14 protein-coding genes are annotated in these 17,904 nt (G+C 47.1%); 5 read left to right on the top strand and 9 right to left on the bottom strand.

The features are described from left to right. Positions 1–9 precede the first annotated feature (9 nt). From C943_RS05885 to C943_RS05860, 6 genes are all read right to left on the bottom strand, one after another. Positions 10–1,056, bottom strand: coding sequence for an ATP-grasp domain-containing protein (locus tag C943_RS05885; RefSeq protein WP_008625324.1), 1,047 nt, complete (start codon positions 1,054–1,056; stop codon positions 10–12). Further along, positions 1,043–1,300 (bottom strand): PqqD family protein, encoded by a 258-nt coding sequence (locus tag C943_RS05880; RefSeq protein WP_008625321.1) that lies wholly within the window; start codon positions 1,298–1,300, stop codon positions 1,043–1,045. The genes C943_RS05885 and C943_RS05880 overlap by 14 nt, the downstream gene beginning before the upstream one ends. Positions 1,301–1,471: 171 nt before the next feature. Then, positions 1,472–4,591 carry an efflux RND transporter permease subunit gene (locus C943_RS05875; protein ID WP_008625320.1) on the bottom strand — a complete coding sequence of 1,040 codons (3,120 nt, stop codon included), beginning with the start codon at positions 4,589–4,591 and terminating at the stop codon, positions 1,472–1,474. An 11-nt stretch (positions 4,592–4,602) separates the two neighbouring features. Next, on the bottom strand, positions 4,603–5,649 hold the full coding sequence (locus C943_RS05870; RefSeq protein WP_008625317.1) for an efflux RND transporter periplasmic adaptor subunit: 1,047 nt from the start codon (positions 5,647–5,649) through the stop codon (positions 4,603–4,605). Between the two features lie 7 nt (positions 5,650–5,656). Further along, positions 5,657–6,979, bottom strand: coding sequence for a TolC family protein (locus C943_RS05865; protein WP_040479251.1), 1,323 nt, complete (start codon positions 6,977–6,979; stop codon positions 5,657–5,659). A 16-nt stretch (positions 6,980–6,995) separates the two neighbouring features. Next, positions 6,996–7,583 (bottom strand): TetR/AcrR family transcriptional regulator, encoded by a 588-nt coding sequence (locus C943_RS05860; RefSeq protein ID WP_008625313.1) that lies wholly within the window; start codon positions 7,581–7,583, stop codon positions 6,996–6,998. A 337-nt stretch (positions 7,584–7,920) separates the two neighbouring features. Here C943_RS05860 and C943_RS05855 point away from each other — a divergent pair, with 337 nt between their 5' ends. From C943_RS05855 to C943_RS05845, 3 genes are all read left to right on the top strand, one after another. Next, positions 7,921–8,358, top strand: coding sequence for an RrF2 family transcriptional regulator (locus tag C943_RS05855; RefSeq protein ID WP_040479246.1), 438 nt, complete (start codon positions 7,921–7,923; stop codon positions 8,356–8,358). A 65-nt stretch (positions 8,359–8,423) separates the two neighbouring features. Beyond that, positions 8,424–10,769, top strand: a complete 2,346-nt coding sequence (locus C943_RS05850) for a nitric-oxide reductase large subunit (protein ID WP_008625308.1) — start codon at positions 8,424–8,426, stop codon at positions 10,767–10,769. A 100-nt stretch (positions 10,770–10,869) separates the two neighbouring features. Then, a complete protein-coding gene (locus C943_RS05845; RefSeq protein WP_008625305.1) occupies positions 10,870–11,319 on the top strand; it encodes an OsmC family protein in 450 nt (149 codons plus the stop codon). Positions 11,320–11,396: 77 nt separating this feature from the next. On the opposite strand, the gene C943_RS05840 is transcribed toward C943_RS05845, so the two are convergent. The 3 genes from C943_RS05840 to C943_RS05835 are packed head-to-tail and all read right to left on the bottom strand — an operon-like array spanning position 11,397 to position 14,344. Further along, a complete protein-coding gene (locus C943_RS05840) occupies positions 11,397–12,080 on the bottom strand; it encodes an anaerobic ribonucleoside-triphosphate reductase activating protein (RefSeq protein WP_008625304.1) in 684 nt (227 codons plus the stop codon). Next, positions 12,067–12,243 (bottom strand): anaerobic ribonucleoside-triphosphate reductase, encoded by a 177-nt coding sequence (gene nrdD, locus C943_RS22570; RefSeq protein WP_008625303.1) that lies wholly within the window; start codon positions 12,241–12,243, stop codon positions 12,067–12,069. The genes C943_RS05840 and nrdD overlap by 14 nt, the downstream gene beginning before the upstream one ends. Continuing rightward, entirely contained in the window at positions 12,227–14,344 is a 2,118-nt protein-coding gene (locus C943_RS05835; protein ID WP_008625302.1) for a ribonucleoside triphosphate reductase, read from the bottom strand. Before C943_RS05835 ends, nrdD begins: the two co-directional genes overlap by 17 nt. A 388-nt stretch (positions 14,345–14,732) precedes the next feature. Between C943_RS05835 and C943_RS05830 the strand changes: the two genes are divergently transcribed. Together C943_RS05830 and C943_RS05825 are read left to right on the top strand one after the other, a co-directional pair. Then, positions 14,733–16,517 (top strand): hypothetical protein, encoded by a 1,785-nt coding sequence (locus C943_RS05830; protein WP_008625300.1) that lies wholly within the window; start codon positions 14,733–14,735, stop codon positions 16,515–16,517. Between the two features lie 161 nt (positions 16,518–16,678). Next, positions 16,679–17,902 carry a hypothetical protein gene (locus tag C943_RS05825; protein ID WP_040479243.1) on the top strand — a complete coding sequence of 408 codons (1,224 nt, stop codon included), beginning with the start codon at positions 16,679–16,681 and terminating at the stop codon, positions 17,900–17,902. Positions 17,903–17,904: the final 2 nt, after the last annotated feature.

Here is a 17,904-nt window from a genome sequence, read left to right as displayed (position 1 = left end):
CAGTTCGGGTTAGAGTTCTCCCTTGGTAGAGAGTTGTTCAAATTCCTTGAGGTCACAAATCATATCATACGAATAACGGATAAACATTTTTCCGACTTCGTAGTGGGTAAAGGGTTTGACCTCCATGCCCATCGCCAGCATGACCAGCGCTTCGGGTAGGTTTTGCCCGGCCGCCACGGCCAGATATACCCATGCAGGAAGCCTTGGATTGATTTCGATCATGTAAAGCTCGTTTGCCGCAGTCCTGATCAGTTCGAGCTCCATCCCCCCACGCCAATGTGTTTGTGAGATAATCTTGTGGGTCAAGTCCAGCATCGCGGGATCTTGGAGTGTAATTCCGCCCCAGCCTTTGCCTTTGTCGGTGATATAGGTTTTGCGCATGGGGACAGCGCCGACGGTATTGCCATTGCCGTCACCGAGGGCGACTACATTGACCTCTGTACCTCTGACAAATTCCTGGATGACGATGGGTAGGCCCCATTTTGCTGCAATCTTATTGAAGTAAATCCCGACTTGCTCCAAGTCATAAGCGATATAGGCATCGTAGAATTTACCCTTCACGACTACGGGATAATCAAATTTTTCCTCGATTTTCCGAAAGTCCATGATGCTGCCAATGGGCTCACTGTAGGGGACTTTTACTCCGTATTTTTCTCCGTACTGGGGGAGATTGGATTTGTGCCTTTCTTCAAACTGCTGCAGGGTAGGGAGGAATGTCCGGATGCCCATGTCGCGCAGGACCTTTTCGGACTTCATGAAAGTGAACAGTTCGGAGTCAAAATTTGGGATCAGCACATCCACGTGCTCTTTTTCCTGGATGTATTTGATCCTATCGAGCAAGGGTTCCACGCCATCCGACGGATAGGGTACTTTGTAGGTTTTGTCCACGAGCTCATGCATGTAGGGCCCAGGTTCCAAATTGTCGTATGCCAGTCCAATGATCCTGGCATCGATTTTCGTCGAATCTCTGATTCCTCTGATCACGGGGATTCCCGGTCCGGGACTATCAATATTATTGAGTCCCGATAAGGCGATATTGAGTTTAATCTTCTCCATCGGATTCTGTCAGCCGCAACTGCTTGAGCGTTGTTGTGAAGTCGTAGTAGTACCTTTCAAATGATTCAGGATCTACTTCATATTTTATCGACATTTCTGCCAGGACCTGCTGGAAATCTTTCCCCGATTTGATCAACTGTACGATTTCCAAGCCTGTCGGATTGAGCGAATACGAATCACCTGTACCCGGGTCAAAAACAAATCCCGAATCACTGATTGCGATATTTTTCTTGATTCTTGTCATAGCAGGGATGTGAAGGGTTCAATCTTTATTGATGGTTAAAAATTAGAAAGATTTAGGGAGGGAAATTATGACATTTGTCACCCAATAGAGAAAATCTATCGTGTTTTGAGTCAACCAGACAAATCCATTCATGTGTGGATTTTGATGCTTCGAAAGTTTATTGAAGATAGCTTATGTAGATACCGTTTCTTTCAATTGGGTTGAGTTTCGGCCAAGTTTCTCCCGTAATTTCTCGATCGCTTCATAAACCACCGGAACGAGGTACACCGTGAGTATCAGGGAAGAAAGAAGCCCTCCGATAATGACCCAAGCCAAACCGTTTTTCCACTCTGAAGCTGTCCCTGTCGCTAGCGCGATGGGAAGCATCCCAAAAACCATGGATAGGGTAGTCATGAGGATGGGACGCATCCTGCCTTTCCCGGCTTCAATCAGCGCATCGCGGACTGTGAGCCCCTTTTCCCGCAGTTGGTTGGTGAAATCCACGATCAATATCGCGTTTTTGGTTACCAGTCCCATCAGCATAATCAGGCCAAGAAGGGCAAATAGGCTAAGGTTATTCATTGAGAGGTTAAGTGCCAAAAACGCCCCGATCACGGCGACAGGGATCGAAAACAGCACCACAAACGGATACACAAAGCTGTCATACAATGCCACCATAATCAGGTAAATCAGCAAGAAGGAAATCAACAGTACCGAACCGAGCGCGCCGAAACTATCATTTTGTCTTTTGATGTCCGAACCCCATACATAGCTGATATTTTCTGGAAGGGGATTTTGTTTCAAAAAGGCAACCACTTCGTCAGCAACGGTGCCGGATGGCCTTCCCAACGCATCTGCGGTAAGTGTCACAGCGGGTTGTCGGTCTTTTCTTTCGAGTAGTGACGCTGACTTTGTCTGAACAATAGCTGCCACTTGGGAAAGGTTAATTGGCATCCCCATGGGATTTACCAGCAACACACGGTTGATGTCATCATAATTTTGTCTGTTAAAATTGTCCAAAAGGATTCTGACGGGATATACCGTCCCCCCTTCGGTCAATGTCGCGTCATCATTCCCGCTCAATGCATTTCGTAGGGTAATGCCCACATAGGCATTGTTCAGTCCTAGGCGTTGCAGGCGGTCAGGATCGGGAATGACTTGGAATTCAGGACTTCCTTCCTCTACCGATAGTCTGACATGGTCTGCACCGGGGATATTTTCAATTACTTTTTTCAATTTGTTGGCTTCTGCCATGACCTCTTCATTGTCAGGACCGCTGAGTGTAAGCTCGATGGGAGCGGATCGGGGAACCAAACCCAAGGCTGCCATGGAATAGCTGATTCCGGGGTAGTCCTTTTTCAGCACTTCACGGATTTGCTTCATATTGCTCTCCGTCGGAATGTTGTTGCGCTCCTGAGCACCTTTGAGCTGTATGGTAAGTTCTGATTTGTAGGCCGAGCCAACTCCGAGGCTTCCAATGCCCGTGGAGGGACCGCCTACGTTGCTGAACACGGTCGAGATCTCGGGCTGTTGGAGTAAGAACTGCTCGATTTCCAGTGTTCGGACGTTGTTTTCCTTGATGCTGGTGGATTTGTCAAACTCCAAGTAAAGCCTAAATTTCCCCTGATCTCCGGTAGCGATCAACTCCTTTCCGATGATCCCCTGCTTCAGGGTGATTGCCGTGAAGGCAAAAAGGGCAAGGACGATTCCCACAAGAACGAGTTTGTGGTCCAATACCCAAACCAATTGACGTCCATACCAAGCGATGAAGCGATCCAACTGTTCTTCAAACCAGATCAAAAACCGATTGAATAGGTTTTTCGGTTGCAGGTCCTCGGATTTCCCGATCCGTGAAGCCATCCAAGGTGTCAGGGTGAAGCCGACCAATAAACTCGTCAAAGTTGAAGTGATGACCACTACTGAAAATTGCTTGAGCATATCCGCCACAAATACCTGTAAGAAAAGAATAGGAAGAAATACAACTACATCGACCAAAGTGATTGAGATTGCCGAAAATCCGATTTCCATCCTGCCGTCCAAGGCGGCGGCGCGCTTTTCTTTGCCCATATCCAAGTGTCTTTGGATATTTTCTAACACTACCGTGGCATCGTCCACCAAGATCCCGATGATAAGCGACATAGCCAATAAGGTCATCAGGTTGAGTGTATAGCCCAGTATCCACATCACGGCGAATGCCGTCACAAGAGACGTAGGTATCGCGACCAATACAATCATCGAGTTCCTGAAACTTCGCAAAAACAACAGCATCACCAATGAAACCAGGATAACTGCGAGGATGAGGTCAAACACAACCGAATCTACCGCCGCAATAGTGTTGTCCGTGCTGTCGTCGGCGATGATAAAATCGACCCCATCTGCGGCATTGAGTTTTTCAATCTGTTCCAACTCGGCCCTGACGGCACGTGACACGTCCACTGCATTGGCATCCCCCTGTTTTTTGAGCATCAGGCCGATTCCTTCTTTTCCGTTGTAGCGACTGATCGACGTGATTTCCTTGATCCCATCCTTCACCACGGCCAAATCCCTGACGTAAATCGGGCTTCCGGGTATTGGCATGGCTACCTGTACCATTTCGATATCTGACAAAGTCCTGAATTTCCCGCTTAATCTTACCGCGCTCTGCTCTTTTGCAGTCTGTACGATACCTGCTGGGATATCTAATCCAGAGCGGTTGATTGCTTCAACTACCTGCTGCAGCGACACGCGGTATTGGCGCAACTTTTCTTGGTCGATCTTTACCTGAACTTCCCGCTGTTCGCCTCCAAGAATGGTGATTTCTGCCACGCCTTTGATCTGTTGGATTTGAGGGAGATATTCGTCGATCATATTTTGGAAAAACTCCGTGCTGCTCAGCTTGCTGGTCGCAGTGATGGACATGATGGGTAAGTCATTTGGCGACACTTTGGACATCTCGGGGGCCATCACCTGCTCGGGCAAGTCCTTCCTGATATTGTCGATGTAGCGTTGCGCATCCAGCATGGCTTGATCCAGATTGACGCCATATTTCATGTTGGCTATGACGACGGAGGCATTGGGAAGGGATTTTGTCACGAGATAATCGACACCTTCCAGGTTAGAAAGCGCATCTTCAATTTTCTTGGAAACGGAAGTCTCGACTTCTTCAGGTTCTGCCCCTGGATAGACAGTCTTGATCACTACAACAGGTTGGTTGAAGTCAGGCATCAACTCGTATGACAGGTTGGTGAAGCCTATGTAACCCAGGAGAATGAAAATCGAGAAGAGTACAATGACCAGCGAGGGCCTATTGATCGATATGGATGTAATGTTCATGGCTTCTTGGATTAGAGTTTTTTGGTCACGGGGGCGCCTTCGAAGACATTGATCAGTCCGCCTGTGATCAGGATTTCGTTCTCCTGAAGTCCTGAGTGTAGCAGGACTTGGTCTCCGATTCGATTTTGGATGACAATGCTCTTCAGGATTGCCTTGCCTTCCTTGATTACAAAAACCTGTGGAGCAAGATCAGAACCGACGATGGCTGAGGATGGGATCACGATTCCTTTAATGGCAGAGACACTCTGCAGGCGCAGATGACCAAACATCCCTGCTTTGATCTTTTGGTCTATGTTGGCAATTGTAATTTCTACAGGGAAACTATTGGCCGGATTGCCTCTACTGCCGATCAGACTTGCTTCGCCTGTTGTTTCCAAATTGAGGGAAGGAATGGCGATGGGGTAATCATGGCCTATTTGAAACAAGATCAGATCCTTTTCTGGAACCTGAATGCTCAACTTCAACCAAGAAATATCGGTCAACTGAAGCAGTGGCTTTCCGGGTGCAGCAAAGTCCCCTTCTTCGGTAAGCTTGGCCGTCACGATACCGTCAAATGGAGCCCTGATTTGGCATTTATTGATTTGTTCATTCAACGTATTGATTTGGATCTTTGCAGTTTCCAAGGCCAACTCGGTTTTTTCAAGTTGTATTCCTTGGACTGCGTCATTTTCAACAAGGATTCGAAATCGGTTCAAGTCGCGCTCCAGCCCTTTCACTTGCACCTCAGCGGTTTTGCGTTGCCATTGCAGCAAGGCATCGTCCAATTGAATCAGCACCTGCCCCCTTCGTACGGTTGCTCCATTTTCAACCAAAACCTTGTTGACCTTACCTTGCACTTCAGCGCTGAGTTTACTTTCGCGATTAGGCTCCAAGGTTCCCGTGTAGTCGTATGATGGCTGCACTTTTGAGACGCTGATTTCCATCGTAGCCACCTCGACGGCCTTTGAAGGATCAAATTTGTAAACCCTTTCTTCGGCGGTTTTTTTGTTGGTGGCCAATTTTCCGATGACCAAGCCGACTAGAGCTATTGGGATTAGGATATAGAGTATCTTTTTCATGGGGATTTCATTTTAGGAGGTTTCCTGATGTTTTTTTGATTTCAAGATCGGCTTTCAGGTAGTCGACCATGCTGCTGAGGTAATGCTGCTGCGCTTCTCTCAGGGTATTTTCTGCCAATAATACCTCTGTAAGGTTGACCAAACCCTCCCTTTGTTGTAGCAGGGTTCTTTGGTAAACCGACTCGGCAAGCCGAATTTGGCCTTGGGCAGTTTCAAGCTGCGTTTTGGAAGCCTTTAGCTGAAGCTGTGCGTTTTCGTACAGCATGGAGGTTTGCGCACTTATCCATTCCTTTTGGAGCTGTTGGTTTTCGAGTTCAATTCGCTTTTGCCTTATTTTCTTGTTGGTGATTGTACCATTGAAAACTGGGAAATTGAGTTGAATGCCTGTGAAGCTCACGGGGTAGAAATTCAAGAAGGATTGTGGGTCGCCTGTGAAGCCAAAGCCGGTTCGACCGTAGCTGCCATAAAGGGCAAGGGTAGGGATTCGGGTATTTTGCAGCGTCTTGAGTTCCTGTAGGGTAAGTGCTGCCTTTTTTTCTTGGATTTTATGGTCGAGGCTTTTCTGGAATTCGCCATGGTCGGAAATAGCACCTTCAATATCCATAGGGACATCAATTTCTCTTTCCGAGTCTAGGCCAATTACAAATTTCAAAGCATTGAGCACCGACTGGAATTGGCTTTGTGCCTGCGTGATCGCGCTTCTTAACTGTGTCTCCTGTAGGACTACTTTGTCCCAATCCGTGCGCTGTGCGAGTGTCTGTTCGTAAAGAAGCCGGGTGTTTTTTTCCAGTCGCTGACTATTCGCCAAGTTTTTTTGAAGGAAGTCCAGCGTATTTTTCAAGATCTGCGCATTGTAGTACAGATTGGCTACTTCCAGATAAACTTGTTCTTTGGTTTTCTGTGCCTGCAACGAGGATAGCTCCTGGAGTGTTTCTGATGTTTTGATCGCTCCGGTAACCTGCGGGTCGTAAAGGGGCATTTTGAATCCGAGGTTCGCACTGATATTGTGTGGAACTCCAAATTGGATTTCCTTAAATACTCCTTCCGGTCCGCCAAATGCAGATTGGGGCATCAATTGGATCGGAAGCTCTGTGAAGTATCTGTAATCGCCCTGTAAAAACACCTTGGGTAAAAGCGAGGCTTTCGCTTCTTGGTTTTTAAGCACCGCAATGTCCTGGTTATTCTGGGCGATTTGCAACGTTTTATTGTAGGCCCAAGCGGAATCGACACATTCATCGAGGGTCCACATTTTTACCTGTGCACTTACGGGCGCACTGGCTAACAGAAGTCCAATTAGAACGCTCTTCTGTATGTAAATATTTACTAACATATAATTGAAAATTTTTTTAGGACGCCATCAAGGTCAACAACGCCGCGATCATGTTTTTTCCCTGACGGATGATATCAAACTGAAAATTGGCTATTCGCCACTTGAACATTTGCAGGCGGAATGAGCCCATGATGATATGAACGAGTTCTTCCGTAGTGATCGCCTGTGTAAACGTACCGGACTGCTGCCCTTGCATGACCAAGGGTGTAAGGTATTTCATTTTGACCTGCATGAGGTCCAATATCGCTTGGTTGATTTTATAGCTTTCCTCCAATAGCCCGTCCGAAAACACAGCGACAACGAAATGGGGATTGTCTCTGAAAAACTCGAATTGACTTTGGAATATCGCCTGAAACTTCTGTTGAGCCGAAGTATCTACCATGTAAATGCGTCCAAGTCTTTCGTCCATGTTGGATTTCAAAAAACCGAGCAATGCAAGGATTATTTCCTCTTTGCTATCGAAATGCCTGTAAATGGCTGCTTCGGAAAATTCCATTTCCTTTGCAAGGTTTTTGGTCGTAAGTCCACTTAGGCCTGCTTGGGTGAGGATTTTTCCTGCCGCGTTGATAATTTCCTTTTGTCTTTCCGAGACTTCCATTGGCATATGTGAATATTCACTAACAAAGGTACCGTATTTTTTTCAAGCCAAAAATTTTGATGAATTATTTTTTTATCGCTTGTTGATTTTCTCAAAGGCAGGATAGACGCCGAGGTTTATCCTAGTTCGATTGAATCGTTAGTCACCGCGGTTTCGAATAACCTGCAAATAGGTTGAGTCGTTCCTAGGTAAAGATTTCATATTTAGAGCGATTTCCAATTATTCAAAAAGCATCCCTTTGCAAAAACAAGTTCAGAACAATCTGATTCCGAAATCAAAAAATGGCCGCACATTTTGTTCTTCTAAAAAATTGTTTTTTATTTCGGATAAAATTGTCTGAATAATGAAAGTCCTTTCCCAAACCAGTAAATACGGTATTCGCGCACTCCTTTATATGGTGTCCCATCCAAGTGGGTCGGAATACATGAGTATAGGCGAAATCGCTCGGGAAATAGACCTTTCCTTTCACTTTCTGACCAAAATTTTCCGGGAACTCACCGCTAAAGGCATCCTTTATTCATACCGTGGCCCCTCTGGCGGCATAGCCTTGGCAAAACCCGCCTCAGAGATCATGCTCGTTGATATCGTGTTTGCCCTCGAAGGGAAAGACTATTTCGACCAATGCCTGCTTGGTTTGCCGGGATGCGGACACGCCAAGCCTTGTCCGGTCCACGATTTCTGGAAGGACGTCAAGCATGACATCCGTGTACATCTCAGTGGTACCAGCCTGCAACACCTATCTGAAAAAATAGTCTCAGAGGAGGTCCGCCTCTTGCTGTGATTTTTTTTCTTTATAAATAAGAATAAATACTCCGAAATATGAAATAAACTTTACTGCACAAAACCATGAAATCCGAAACTACCTTTCTGCATTACCTGATGAAGCCCAAAAACTGGTGGGTTCCCATTGGTATCATTTTCCTGGTCAGCATCATTGGGCTGGGATTCATTGCCTATCAGACCTATGAAGAGGCACCACCAATCCCTGATTTTGTGGATGAAAATGGTAATAAAGTCATGAGCGAAGCCGAAATCTTGAAGGGGCAGGAGGTTTTTCACCGGTACGCACTCATGGAATACGGCAGCATGTTTGGGGACGGGGCACTTCGTGGGCCTGATTTCACCGCCCAAGCGCTGAATGTCCACGCCAAGGCAATGAAGGAATACTATATAAAAAATCTCCCCAATTATCAGGGGCTTCAGGAACTCGGTGAAGCAGCCGTCACTGGAAAAGTACAGCAGGAAATAAAGGCAAATACCTATCAGCCAAGCGATAATTCTGCGGTTTTGAACTCGGCGCAAATTGCCGGCGTTCGGGCGGTGGAAGATTTCTATGTGCGTGTTTTTACAGATGCAGGTTTTGGCGAGGCGTTCAATCCCACCGGATATATCCAAAACGAGGAAGAAATCCGGAATTTGGCTAGATTCTTTTATTGGGGCGCTTGGGTATGCAGTGTGCAGCGTCCGGGCGAAAAATACAGCTATACCCACAACTGGCCCTATGATCCTGAGGCGGGTAACGTCCCAACCCCCTCCACTATGATTTGGAGTATTGTAGGGCTTTTGGGTTTAGTGTTGGGTCTTGGGATTGTGATGTACTATTACGGCCAGTTTGAGCAGCTGAACCAGGAGTATTATTCCAAGGGCGCGTCCGAAATGGTCACGGAAGAAAAGCTCCATGCCTTTACGCCAAGTCCCACTCAGCGGGCAACTTTCAAATTCTTCTATGTCGCGATTCTATTGTTTTTGGTTCAAGTCCTAGCTGGGGTACTCACTGTGCACGACTTTGTGGGCTTCACCAATTTCTTTGGGGTCGACCTTCAGGAGGCGATTCCGGTGACGATTTCGCGTAGCTGGCACGTCCAATTGTCGCTTTACTGGATTTCCGCCTGCTGGGTTGGGATTTCGTTTTTTGTGTTGCCTTTGCTCGCTAAAAAGGAGCCCAAAGGACAATTGTTGTTGATCAATTTGCTGTTTGGGATATTCTTCGTGATGGTGGCCGGTTCATTTGTGGGGATTTTCCTCGGCCCAAAAGGCATGTTGGGATCCTATTCCCGCTGGTTGGGCCACCAAGGTTGGGAATTCGTCGAGTTGGGCAGGCTTTACCAATATTTCCTCTTGGCCATATTTGCACTTTGGGCCCTGATCGTCTATCGGGGAGTAAAAAATACATTTCGCCCTGGCATGCCCTGGGCCTTGCCAAATTGGCTGGTGTATTCGATAGTCTGTATCCTGATCCTGTTGATGTCAGGATTTGTGGCAAGACCGGAGACTAACTTTGTGATTGCTGACTTCTGGCGCTGGATGGTGGTACATATGTGGGTGGAGGCGTTTTTTGAAGTGTTTACGACGATCATCGTCGGATACATGATGGTAATGATGGGCTTGGTCAACCGACAGGCTGTTGTGAAGGTGGTCTATCTGGCGGCTTTGTTGTTTTTAGGTTCAGGTCTTTTGGGTATTTCCCACAATTTCTATTGGAATGCAAAGCCTGTCGGAACCTTGGCCTTGGGGAGTGTTTTCTCCACCCTTCAGGTAGTGCCATTGATCCTATTGACTTTGGAGGCATGGAAGATGCAGAAAATGCCGCATCTCTTGGAGGATAAGTCCAACGGACGCGGGCGGTCTTCGTTGTTTGCCATGCCAGGAGTGTTTCTCTATATACTCGGTGTGACATTTTGGAATTTCTTTGGGGCGGGCGTATTTGGTTTGATCATCAACCTTCCTATCGCCAATTACTACGAGCACGGCACCTACCTCACAGTCAACCACGGGCATGCTGCTTTGATGGGCGTGTATGGCAATCTGTCCATTGCAGCTTTGCTGTTTTGCCTGCGGTATTTGATACAGCCCGAAGCCTGGAATCATCAATTGATCAAAGCGTCGTTCTGGTCCATCAATCTCGGCCTTCTGCTGATGGTCGTCTTGGATTTGTTTCCCGCCGGGATCCACCAATTGGTCACCGTGATGGAAGAGGGGTATTGGTATGCGAGGTCGCAGGAGTTTATCCAAGGCACTGAATTTCAAAGCATGACTTGGCTTCGCATAGTGGGTGGCTCGATATTCTGTGTGGGAGGTTTGTTCCCGCTCACTTGGTTTGTGCTTCGCAGTGCGCGGTATGTCAAAAAGCAAGGGCCTTTGAACCTAAGTGAAATCGAAAAAAATGAAGAAGAAGTAGTGGAGGTAGTTTGATCGCCCAATATCAATGCCAACGGGAGATGTCCGTTACGGATGTCTCCCAAATTCCGAAGAGCAAGTTCACAAAAATCAAAAAACAAATAATTGAAATTCTATGTTCGATTCGCATGATTACGAAGTAAGTGTCCATTGGAAACATGGACGGGTGGGAGAATTGTCTTCACCCCATTTGGATAACACGGTGACTTGTGCCACGCCGCCTGAATTTGAGGGAGGGGTACCCGGAATTTGGTCCCCCGAACATCTCTTTGTCGCAGCGGTAAATTCCTGCCTGATGACGACATTCCTTGCGGTTGCCCAACATTCGCGGCTGGAATTTGAGGGCTTTACCTCCCATGCCAAAGGGAGGCTTTCCCGTGAAGATGGCAAATTCCAAATGACGGAAATCATCCTCAGTCCTGAACTTTCCCTGCCGCCCCACGAAAATCCCGAGAAGGCGCTCAAGGTTTTGGAAAAAGCCAAAAAGGCCTGTTTGATTTCCAATTCCATCCTTACGAGGGTTTTTATGGAGCCGAAGATTTTCGTGAAGGAATTCCAACCCTGAGAAATATTGACTGACATACCTTTTTCATCCCAAAAGGCCGGGCCATTGGCTCGGTTTTTTTTCCTTTTTCTGATAGCTTAATTCCTCCAAACCACCTCAATTTCTTGGCTGGAATAGTCATCGAGGACTTCATTCTTTAAACTTTTGGGAAGTGGCTCCAATGTTTCGGATTCAGCGACGAAATGCTGTAGGAAATATTTGCCGCGATACCCGAAAGCCGCTAGTTTGCCTACCATCTCGTGCAGGTCTGTTTTTGAAAGTAGCCCCGCGTGCACTGTCGTGCGGACTTCAAAGGGAATGTTGGACGAAAGGAGCAGCAGGAGGCTTCTTTCGAACTCTGGAAAAAGTGGGCTATTGGTAATCGATCGGTATTTGGCAGGCATGGCTTTGAAGTCCAAAGCCACGTAGTCCACCAAACTGTCCTCAATCAGGCGGCGCACCACATCGGGTTTGGATCCATTGGTATCGACCTTGATGCGCATGCCGATTTTTTTGACTTCGGCCGCAAGCCATGGTAGGTCGGGGTGAAGCGTACATTCTCCGCCGCTGAACACGACCCCGTCGAGTAGGGTTTTTCTTTTATTGAGAAAAGTCAATACTTCCTTAAACCCGATCTTGCCTTTGCCTTTGACAATCTCGGGATTGTAACAATATCCGCAGCGCATATTACAGCCTGCAAACCATAGGATGCAGGCTGTCTTGTCTGGATAATCCAATAGCGTAAATGGACTGATGCTGAATATGGGCCTAGGATCGGTCACCTTTTTCTTCGAAATGCGTACGCTGTTTGTGTTCGCCTTTTTTGCCGATGTTGAAGCTCTCGACGGGTCTGTGATAGCCCATGACCCTGGTATAGACAAGGCATTTTGTTCTGGATTCTGTGTGCTTTTCAAGGATGGATTGTGTTTCAGGATAGGTTTGCATAATCGTTTTGGTTTTGGATTTTTTGGACTAGGATTTCATCGCATTTTGGGCAGAACTCGTGCTCGCCATTGAGGTAGCCATGTACCGGGCAAATACTGAATACCGGCGTGACCGTGATATAGGGCAACTTGAAGTTGGTCAGTACCTTCTTTACCAGATTTCGGCAGGCTTCGGCTGTGGATATTTTTTCCCGCATGTAGAGGTGGAGGACTGTGCCTCCTGTGTATTTGCATTGGAGCTCATCTTGGTGGAAAAGGGCCTCAAAGGGGTCGTCGGTAAAGTTGACGGGCAGTTGGGAACTGTTGGTATAGTAAATGTTTTCCTCCATGCCGGCCTGAATGATTTCGGGATACCTTTTCCGGTCTTCTTTGGCAAAGCGGTAAGTAGTTCCTTCCGCAGGTGTTGCTTCGAGATTATATAGGTTGCCCGTTGTTTCTTGGAATTCCCGCATTCTCCCGCGAATATGGTCCAAGAGATCCGCAGCCAACTGCTGTCCTTCGATGGAGGTGATGTCAGACTGTCCTTCTGTGAAGTTCAAAATCATCTCATTCATCCCATTGACCCCAATCGTGGAGAAGTGGTTGCGGAAGTGGGGCAGGTATCTTTTAGTGTAGGGGTAAAGACCCCGATCGTGCATTTCTTGAATAAACTTTCGTTTTTTCTCCAAAGTGGATTTGGCCAAGAGCAGCAGGTGGTCCAAGCGTATCATCAGGGCTTTTTTGTTTCCTCTGTACAGATAGCCCAACCTCGCCATATTGATTGTCACCACGCCGATGCTGCCGGTCATTTCCGCCGATCCAAAGAGGCCGTTGCCACGCTTGAGCAATTCTCTCAGGTCAAGCTGTAGTCTGCAGCACATGCTTCGGACAGCATTTGGCTTATAAGCATTCGGGTTTTCGACTTTGTAGCCGTTTTCGTCAAAGGTGTACTGGCTGCCGATGAAGTTTTGGAAATAGGAGGAACCGATTTTGGCCGTGTTTTCAAAAAGCAAATCCGTATTCTCCCCATGCCAATCAAAGTCTTCCGTGATGTTGACCGTCGGGATTGGGAAAGTGAAGGGTTGTCCATTGGCGTCTCCCTCGGTCATGATCGTGTAGTAGGCCTTGTTGATCATGTTCATTTCCCGCTGAAAATGTCGGTAAGTCATATCCTCCAAACTACGCACACCGCGGTTTTGGGCACTTTTTTCCAATTCACCATTACTGAACCCCCTGAAAAGGTGCAGGTTGTTTTTGGTGGGGATTTGGTCGGCCAAGTCGTTGGGTACCACCCAGTCCAAAGTAATATTTGTGAAGGGAGATTGACCCCAGCGGGCAGGGACGTTGAGGTTGTAGACAAATGAACGGATCGCCTTTTCCACGTCTTTTTGGGAAAGTTGATCCTTGAAAACATATGGTGCCAAGTAGGTGTCAAAAGAACTGAATGCTTGGGCGCCCGCCCATTCGCTTTGCAAAATGCCGAGGAAATTGGCCATTTGGCCCAATGCTTCCCGGAAGTGGGAGGGAGGACGACTTTCTACCCGACCGCGTACGCCATTGAAGCCGTCATTTAAAAGCACCCGCAGACTCCAGCCGGCGCAGTACCCCGTTAGGCAATCCAAATCATGGATATGGTAATCCCCGTTGCGGTGGGCATAGCCTTCCTCTTTCGAATACACCTTGTCCAGCCAGTAGTTGGCGATGATTTTTCCGGCCACGTTGTTGACCAGGCCGGCATTGGAGTAGGAGGTGTTGGCGTTGGCGTTGATCCGCCAGTCGGTGGCGTGGATATATTCCTCTATGGTTTGGGTGCTATCGACGTAGGTCGTATCCTCGTTGAGGCCGGCGACATGTTCTCGTTGTAGCTTTCTGGTATGCCTGTAGAGCATAAATGAACGCATGACTTCAAAAAAGCCGGCATCGAAGAGTTCTTTTTCGATCAGGTCTTGGATCTCTTCGACGGCCCAAGTGGTCTTTTTACTAAGCCCTTCGAGGATTTTTCCGAATATATAAGGGTCATAAGCTTGGTGGACGGAGTTGAAGCCTTTGACCAAGGCATCTTTGATTTTGTAGGATTCGAAAGGCACAAAAGCGCCGTTTCTTTTGATGACAAATTGATCCATAAAGGAGTCGGGTTGATGGTTCTACTTTAAAATTTGTCCAAAGTAGAAATAGACCATTTTTTCGAGTATGGAATTGATCATGATTCACGGTGATATAAATCATACTTTTTTGTCCTAAATAAAATTGCGTTTAAAACTTGAGTTTCCGAGCTTGCTATTCTTTTCTAGTGAATTTTTGGACTAAGTAATTCAACAGGTCAAGGAAGGTTAAGTTAAAATGCGATTTGGAATCGCATGCCTTATCTTCAAATTAATGGCCGTTTTCCATGACCAAAATCACCTTTAATTACCCTCTAAAAATTCTTCTTTCCCAAAAATGGCGGATAGCTTTGTCCTTTTATTGGCATGGCCTGTTCGGGTCAATTGCATCAAGTTCAATCTGCGTACCATGAATACATTGCATTCCTTCCACATCCCGGTCATGGGACTGGGCTACACGGTAGATTCACCCCTCAAAGTCGCCCGATTTGGTATTTCATCCGTCGTTTCCATCATGGACGACCACCTTCTAGAGGAAATGCGGAGAATTTACAGCCGCAAGGGCGGGATTCCTTATCAATATATCGACGAAAAGGAAGAGGATTATCGGGCAAAAAGAATTACCGCCTACCTCGATTTTCTCCACGAGAGGGTCGAAGCCCATATGACGGAAATGAAGTCCCAATCGTTTGGGGAAGGGGCCGATATTGACAAATATTTTGAACTGCTGCCGAGTGAAAACCCGCTTTTCAACCTGTATCACGAGATGCTGGGCGCCAAAGGTCCGGAGCGTCTTGCTTTGGAGGAATTGTTGAGAAATGCCATTCAGCCCGGTGCGATCGATGTCAACATCATGACTAAGGTGGACAAAATCAACAGCGATAAGGAGGGGAACGAACTTCCGAGGGAATTTTCTGATGCGCTGTCAGCCTTGCGCGGATTTGCCATGAGTAGAGTAGACGGTGCGGTCGTTTTTTCTGCTGGTCTGAATCCGGCTTTGTACAGTTATGCGGCACAGTTTCCGGGGTTTTTCCCGGATCAGTTTGGAAGGATTACCAAAAGAATCATCCTTAAGGTATCCGACTATCGCTCTGCACTGATCCAAGGAAAATTCCTTGCGAAAAAGGGCCTTTGGATTTCCGAATTTAGGATCGAGTCGGGATTGAATTGTGGCGGGCATGCCTTTGCAACCGATGGTTTTCTGGCTGGGCCGATTTTGGAGGAATTCAAAACCAAAAGGGAAGAACTCAGCCAAGCACTGCATGCAGCCTGTCAACAATACCTTTCCGATACGGGAGGATTTATTCTTCCTGCCGACATCCAACCAAAAATCACTTACCAAGGCGGGCTTGGAACCGCAACCGAAAACCGTTTCCTGACTGAATACTATGCACTCGATGGTACTGGATGGGGAAGCCCGTTCCTACTTGTTCCCGAAGCCACTTCCGTGGATAAGGACACGCTGGATCGCTTGATTCAGGCTAAGAAGTCGGATTTTTACCTCAGCCATGCTTCACCGCTGGGTGTTCCTTTCAACAATCTGCGTACCAGTAGTGGCGAGCAGCAGCGGGTCGAAAGGATCGAAAAGAACCGTCCGGGCAGCCCTTGCTACAAGAAGTTCTTGGCCTTTTCGAAGGAATTTTCGGAAAAATCCATCTGCACCGCATCCCGGGAATACCAAAATCTCAAAACCAAACTTTTTGAAAGAAACGAGATTTCAAGGGAACAGCTAGATGAGACTTTGGAAAAAGATTGCCTCTGCGAGGGACTCAGCGCGCCTGCAATCCTGGCACTTGGAGAAACGCCCAAGAGAAACCTCAAGGCCGTCACTATTTGCCCTGGACCCAATTTGGCATATTTCAAGGGCGTCTTCAGCCTTCGGGAAATGGTGGATCATATATATGGAAAGATCCAGATTACCATCGATGCCTCCCGTCCCCATGTATTTATCAAGGAGTTGGAACTTTATGTCGCGCATCTGCAAAAAGAAGTGACAAAGGCGCTACCCGAACCTACAGCCAAATACGAGGCTTATTTGTCTAAATTCAGGGAAAACCTGACGGCGGGCATCCAGTATTACAACAAACTTATCGACGAAGTCAGCTTAGACGCGGAGGAAGTCATGCTGCAAATGAAGGAGCAGTTACGATTCCTCCAAGAACAAATCGAAGGCTTGGTCCCCAGCGTATCCTGAGTACTGATCGAAGTTTTGATTTTAAGCATTGATGGAGAAAATAATAACGGATAAATTTGTCCCTTTATATTTTCTTTCTAAATTCGAAGCATCAAACAAAGGGAGAACCTATCTCCCTTTTCTTTGGAAAAAATAAAGGATAAAAATATCCCCTATTTGTTATGAAAGTTCTCAAACCCATATTGGTATTTCCACTGGCAGTCGCTGCCTTGCTAATGGGGGTTTTGGGAGGATTCAATCGCCTTGGATATGTAGGTTGGATTGTCCCTGAAGCTGCTGCCGGGCATGGGTTGTTGATGGTTGCAGGATTTTTAGGCACTTTGATCAGTCTGGAAAGGGCCATGGTGATGCAGGCAAAGACTTGGATGCTGGTTCCGGTCTTCAATGGTCTGAGCATTGCGGTTGTGCTGCTGGGATTTTCGCAGACAGGATCTGTTTTGTTGATTTTGGCAGGCCTTGGTTTGATGGCAATGATGTACCTGCAGACGGTCAGGCATCCACTGATGCACCAATACGTGATGGCTGCCGGCGCGGCATTTTACCTTATAGGTATTGTAGCTTGGGTCCAAAAAGGCCTGATTGCCGCGGCAGTTCCTTGGTGGATAGGTTTTGTATTCTTTACCATCATTGGGGAGCGATTGGAACTCAGCAAGTTCCTGCCAACTCCGACTTGGGCAAAAAAGGCGCTTCTCGCCATACTCGGTCTTTTCTTTTTGGGTATGTTGTTGCCTTTCCATGGTCATGGCAGGTGGTTGATGGGATTTGCGGCGGTGGCGGTTTCCTATTGGTTGCTGCACTTTGACATGGCAAAAATTGCCGCCAAAAAAGAAAAGCAGTTTCGCTATATCGGTGTAGGCCTTCGGGTGGGTTATGTTTGGCTGACGCTGCATGGGCTCGCATTGTGTTTTCTGGACAACCACGGGTTTTTCTACGACCTATACCTGCATACCTTCTTTTTGGGATTTGCATTTTCGATGATATGGGCACATGCGCCGATTATCCTGCCGATGGTGCTGAACCTTAAGCTTTCCCTATACCATCCTTTGCTGTGGATAGGGTGGATAGTATTTCAACTATCGCTTTTGGGAAGGACCTTGGTCTCGCTCATGGGTTGGGCGGAATTGCGGCTCTTTTTCGGTATCGTCAACGGCCTAAGCATTCTATCAATGTTTGTATTGATGGCATTGATTGTCCTGTTTCGAACCATTGGCGCAAGAAAGGATTTTGTCCGATTGTCCCACCCACGGCTAAGAAACCATTCTGGTTTTCCGGAAAAGAATCTCAAGATTTCCCCTCAGGATTCATTCAAAAAGAGTTCAAATCCATTTGAGGTTGATAATCTTAACAGTTTAGAAAGGATCGGTTCTGACCCGTTTTCCCAATGATG

Origin of the sequence: Mariniradius saccharolyticus AK6, assembly GCF_000330725.2 — a bacterium.
Lineage (GTDB): Bacteria > Bacteroidota > Bacteroidia > Cytophagales > Cyclobacteriaceae > Mariniradius > Mariniradius saccharolyticus.
The sequence above is the reverse complement of the archived record's forward strand: the minus strand, read 5'-3'. Positions and strand labels throughout refer to the sequence as shown.

Bases quoted from the DNA above. Each gene is read 5' to 3' on its own strand.
- C943_RS05885 (WP_008625324.1), bottom strand. From the start codon at position 1,056: ATGGAGAAGATTAAACTCAATATCGCCTTATCGGGACTCAATAATATT.
- C943_RS05880 (WP_008625321.1), bottom strand. From the start codon at position 1,300: ATGACAAGAATCAAGAAAAATATCGCAATCAGTGATTCGGGATTTGTT.
- C943_RS05875 (WP_008625320.1), bottom strand. From the start codon at position 4,591: ATGAACATTACATCCATATCGATCAATAGGCCCTCGCTGGTCATTGTA.
- C943_RS05870 (WP_008625317.1), bottom strand. From the start codon at position 5,649: ATGAAAAAGATACTCTATATCCTAATCCCAATAGCTCTAGTCGGCTTG.
- C943_RS05865 (WP_040479251.1), bottom strand. From the start codon at position 6,979: ATGTTAGTAAATATTTACATACAGAAGAGCGTTCTAATTGGACTTCTG.
- C943_RS05860 (WP_008625313.1), bottom strand. From the start codon at position 7,583: ATGCCAATGGAAGTCTCGGAAAGACAAAAGGAAATTATCAACGCGGCA.
- C943_RS05855 (WP_040479246.1), top strand. From the start codon at position 7,921: ATGAAAGTCCTTTCCCAAACCAGTAAATACGGTATTCGCGCACTCCTT.
- C943_RS05850 (WP_008625308.1), top strand. From the start codon at position 8,424: ATGAAATCCGAAACTACCTTTCTGCATTACCTGATGAAGCCCAAAAAC.
- C943_RS05845 (WP_008625305.1), top strand. From the start codon at position 10,870: ATGTTCGATTCGCATGATTACGAAGTAAGTGTCCATTGGAAACATGGA.
- nrdD (WP_008625303.1), bottom strand. From the start codon at position 12,243: ATGCAAACCTATCCTGAAACACAATCCATCCTTGAAAAGCACACAGAA.
- C943_RS05835 (WP_008625302.1), bottom strand. From the start codon at position 14,344: ATGGATCAATTTGTCATCAAAAGAAACGGCGCTTTTGTGCCTTTCGAA.
- C943_RS05830 (WP_008625300.1), top strand. From the start codon at position 14,733: ATGAATACATTGCATTCCTTCCACATCCCGGTCATGGGACTGGGCTAC.
- C943_RS05825 (WP_040479243.1), top strand. From the start codon at position 16,679: ATGAAAGTTCTCAAACCCATATTGGTATTTCCACTGGCAGTCGCTGCC.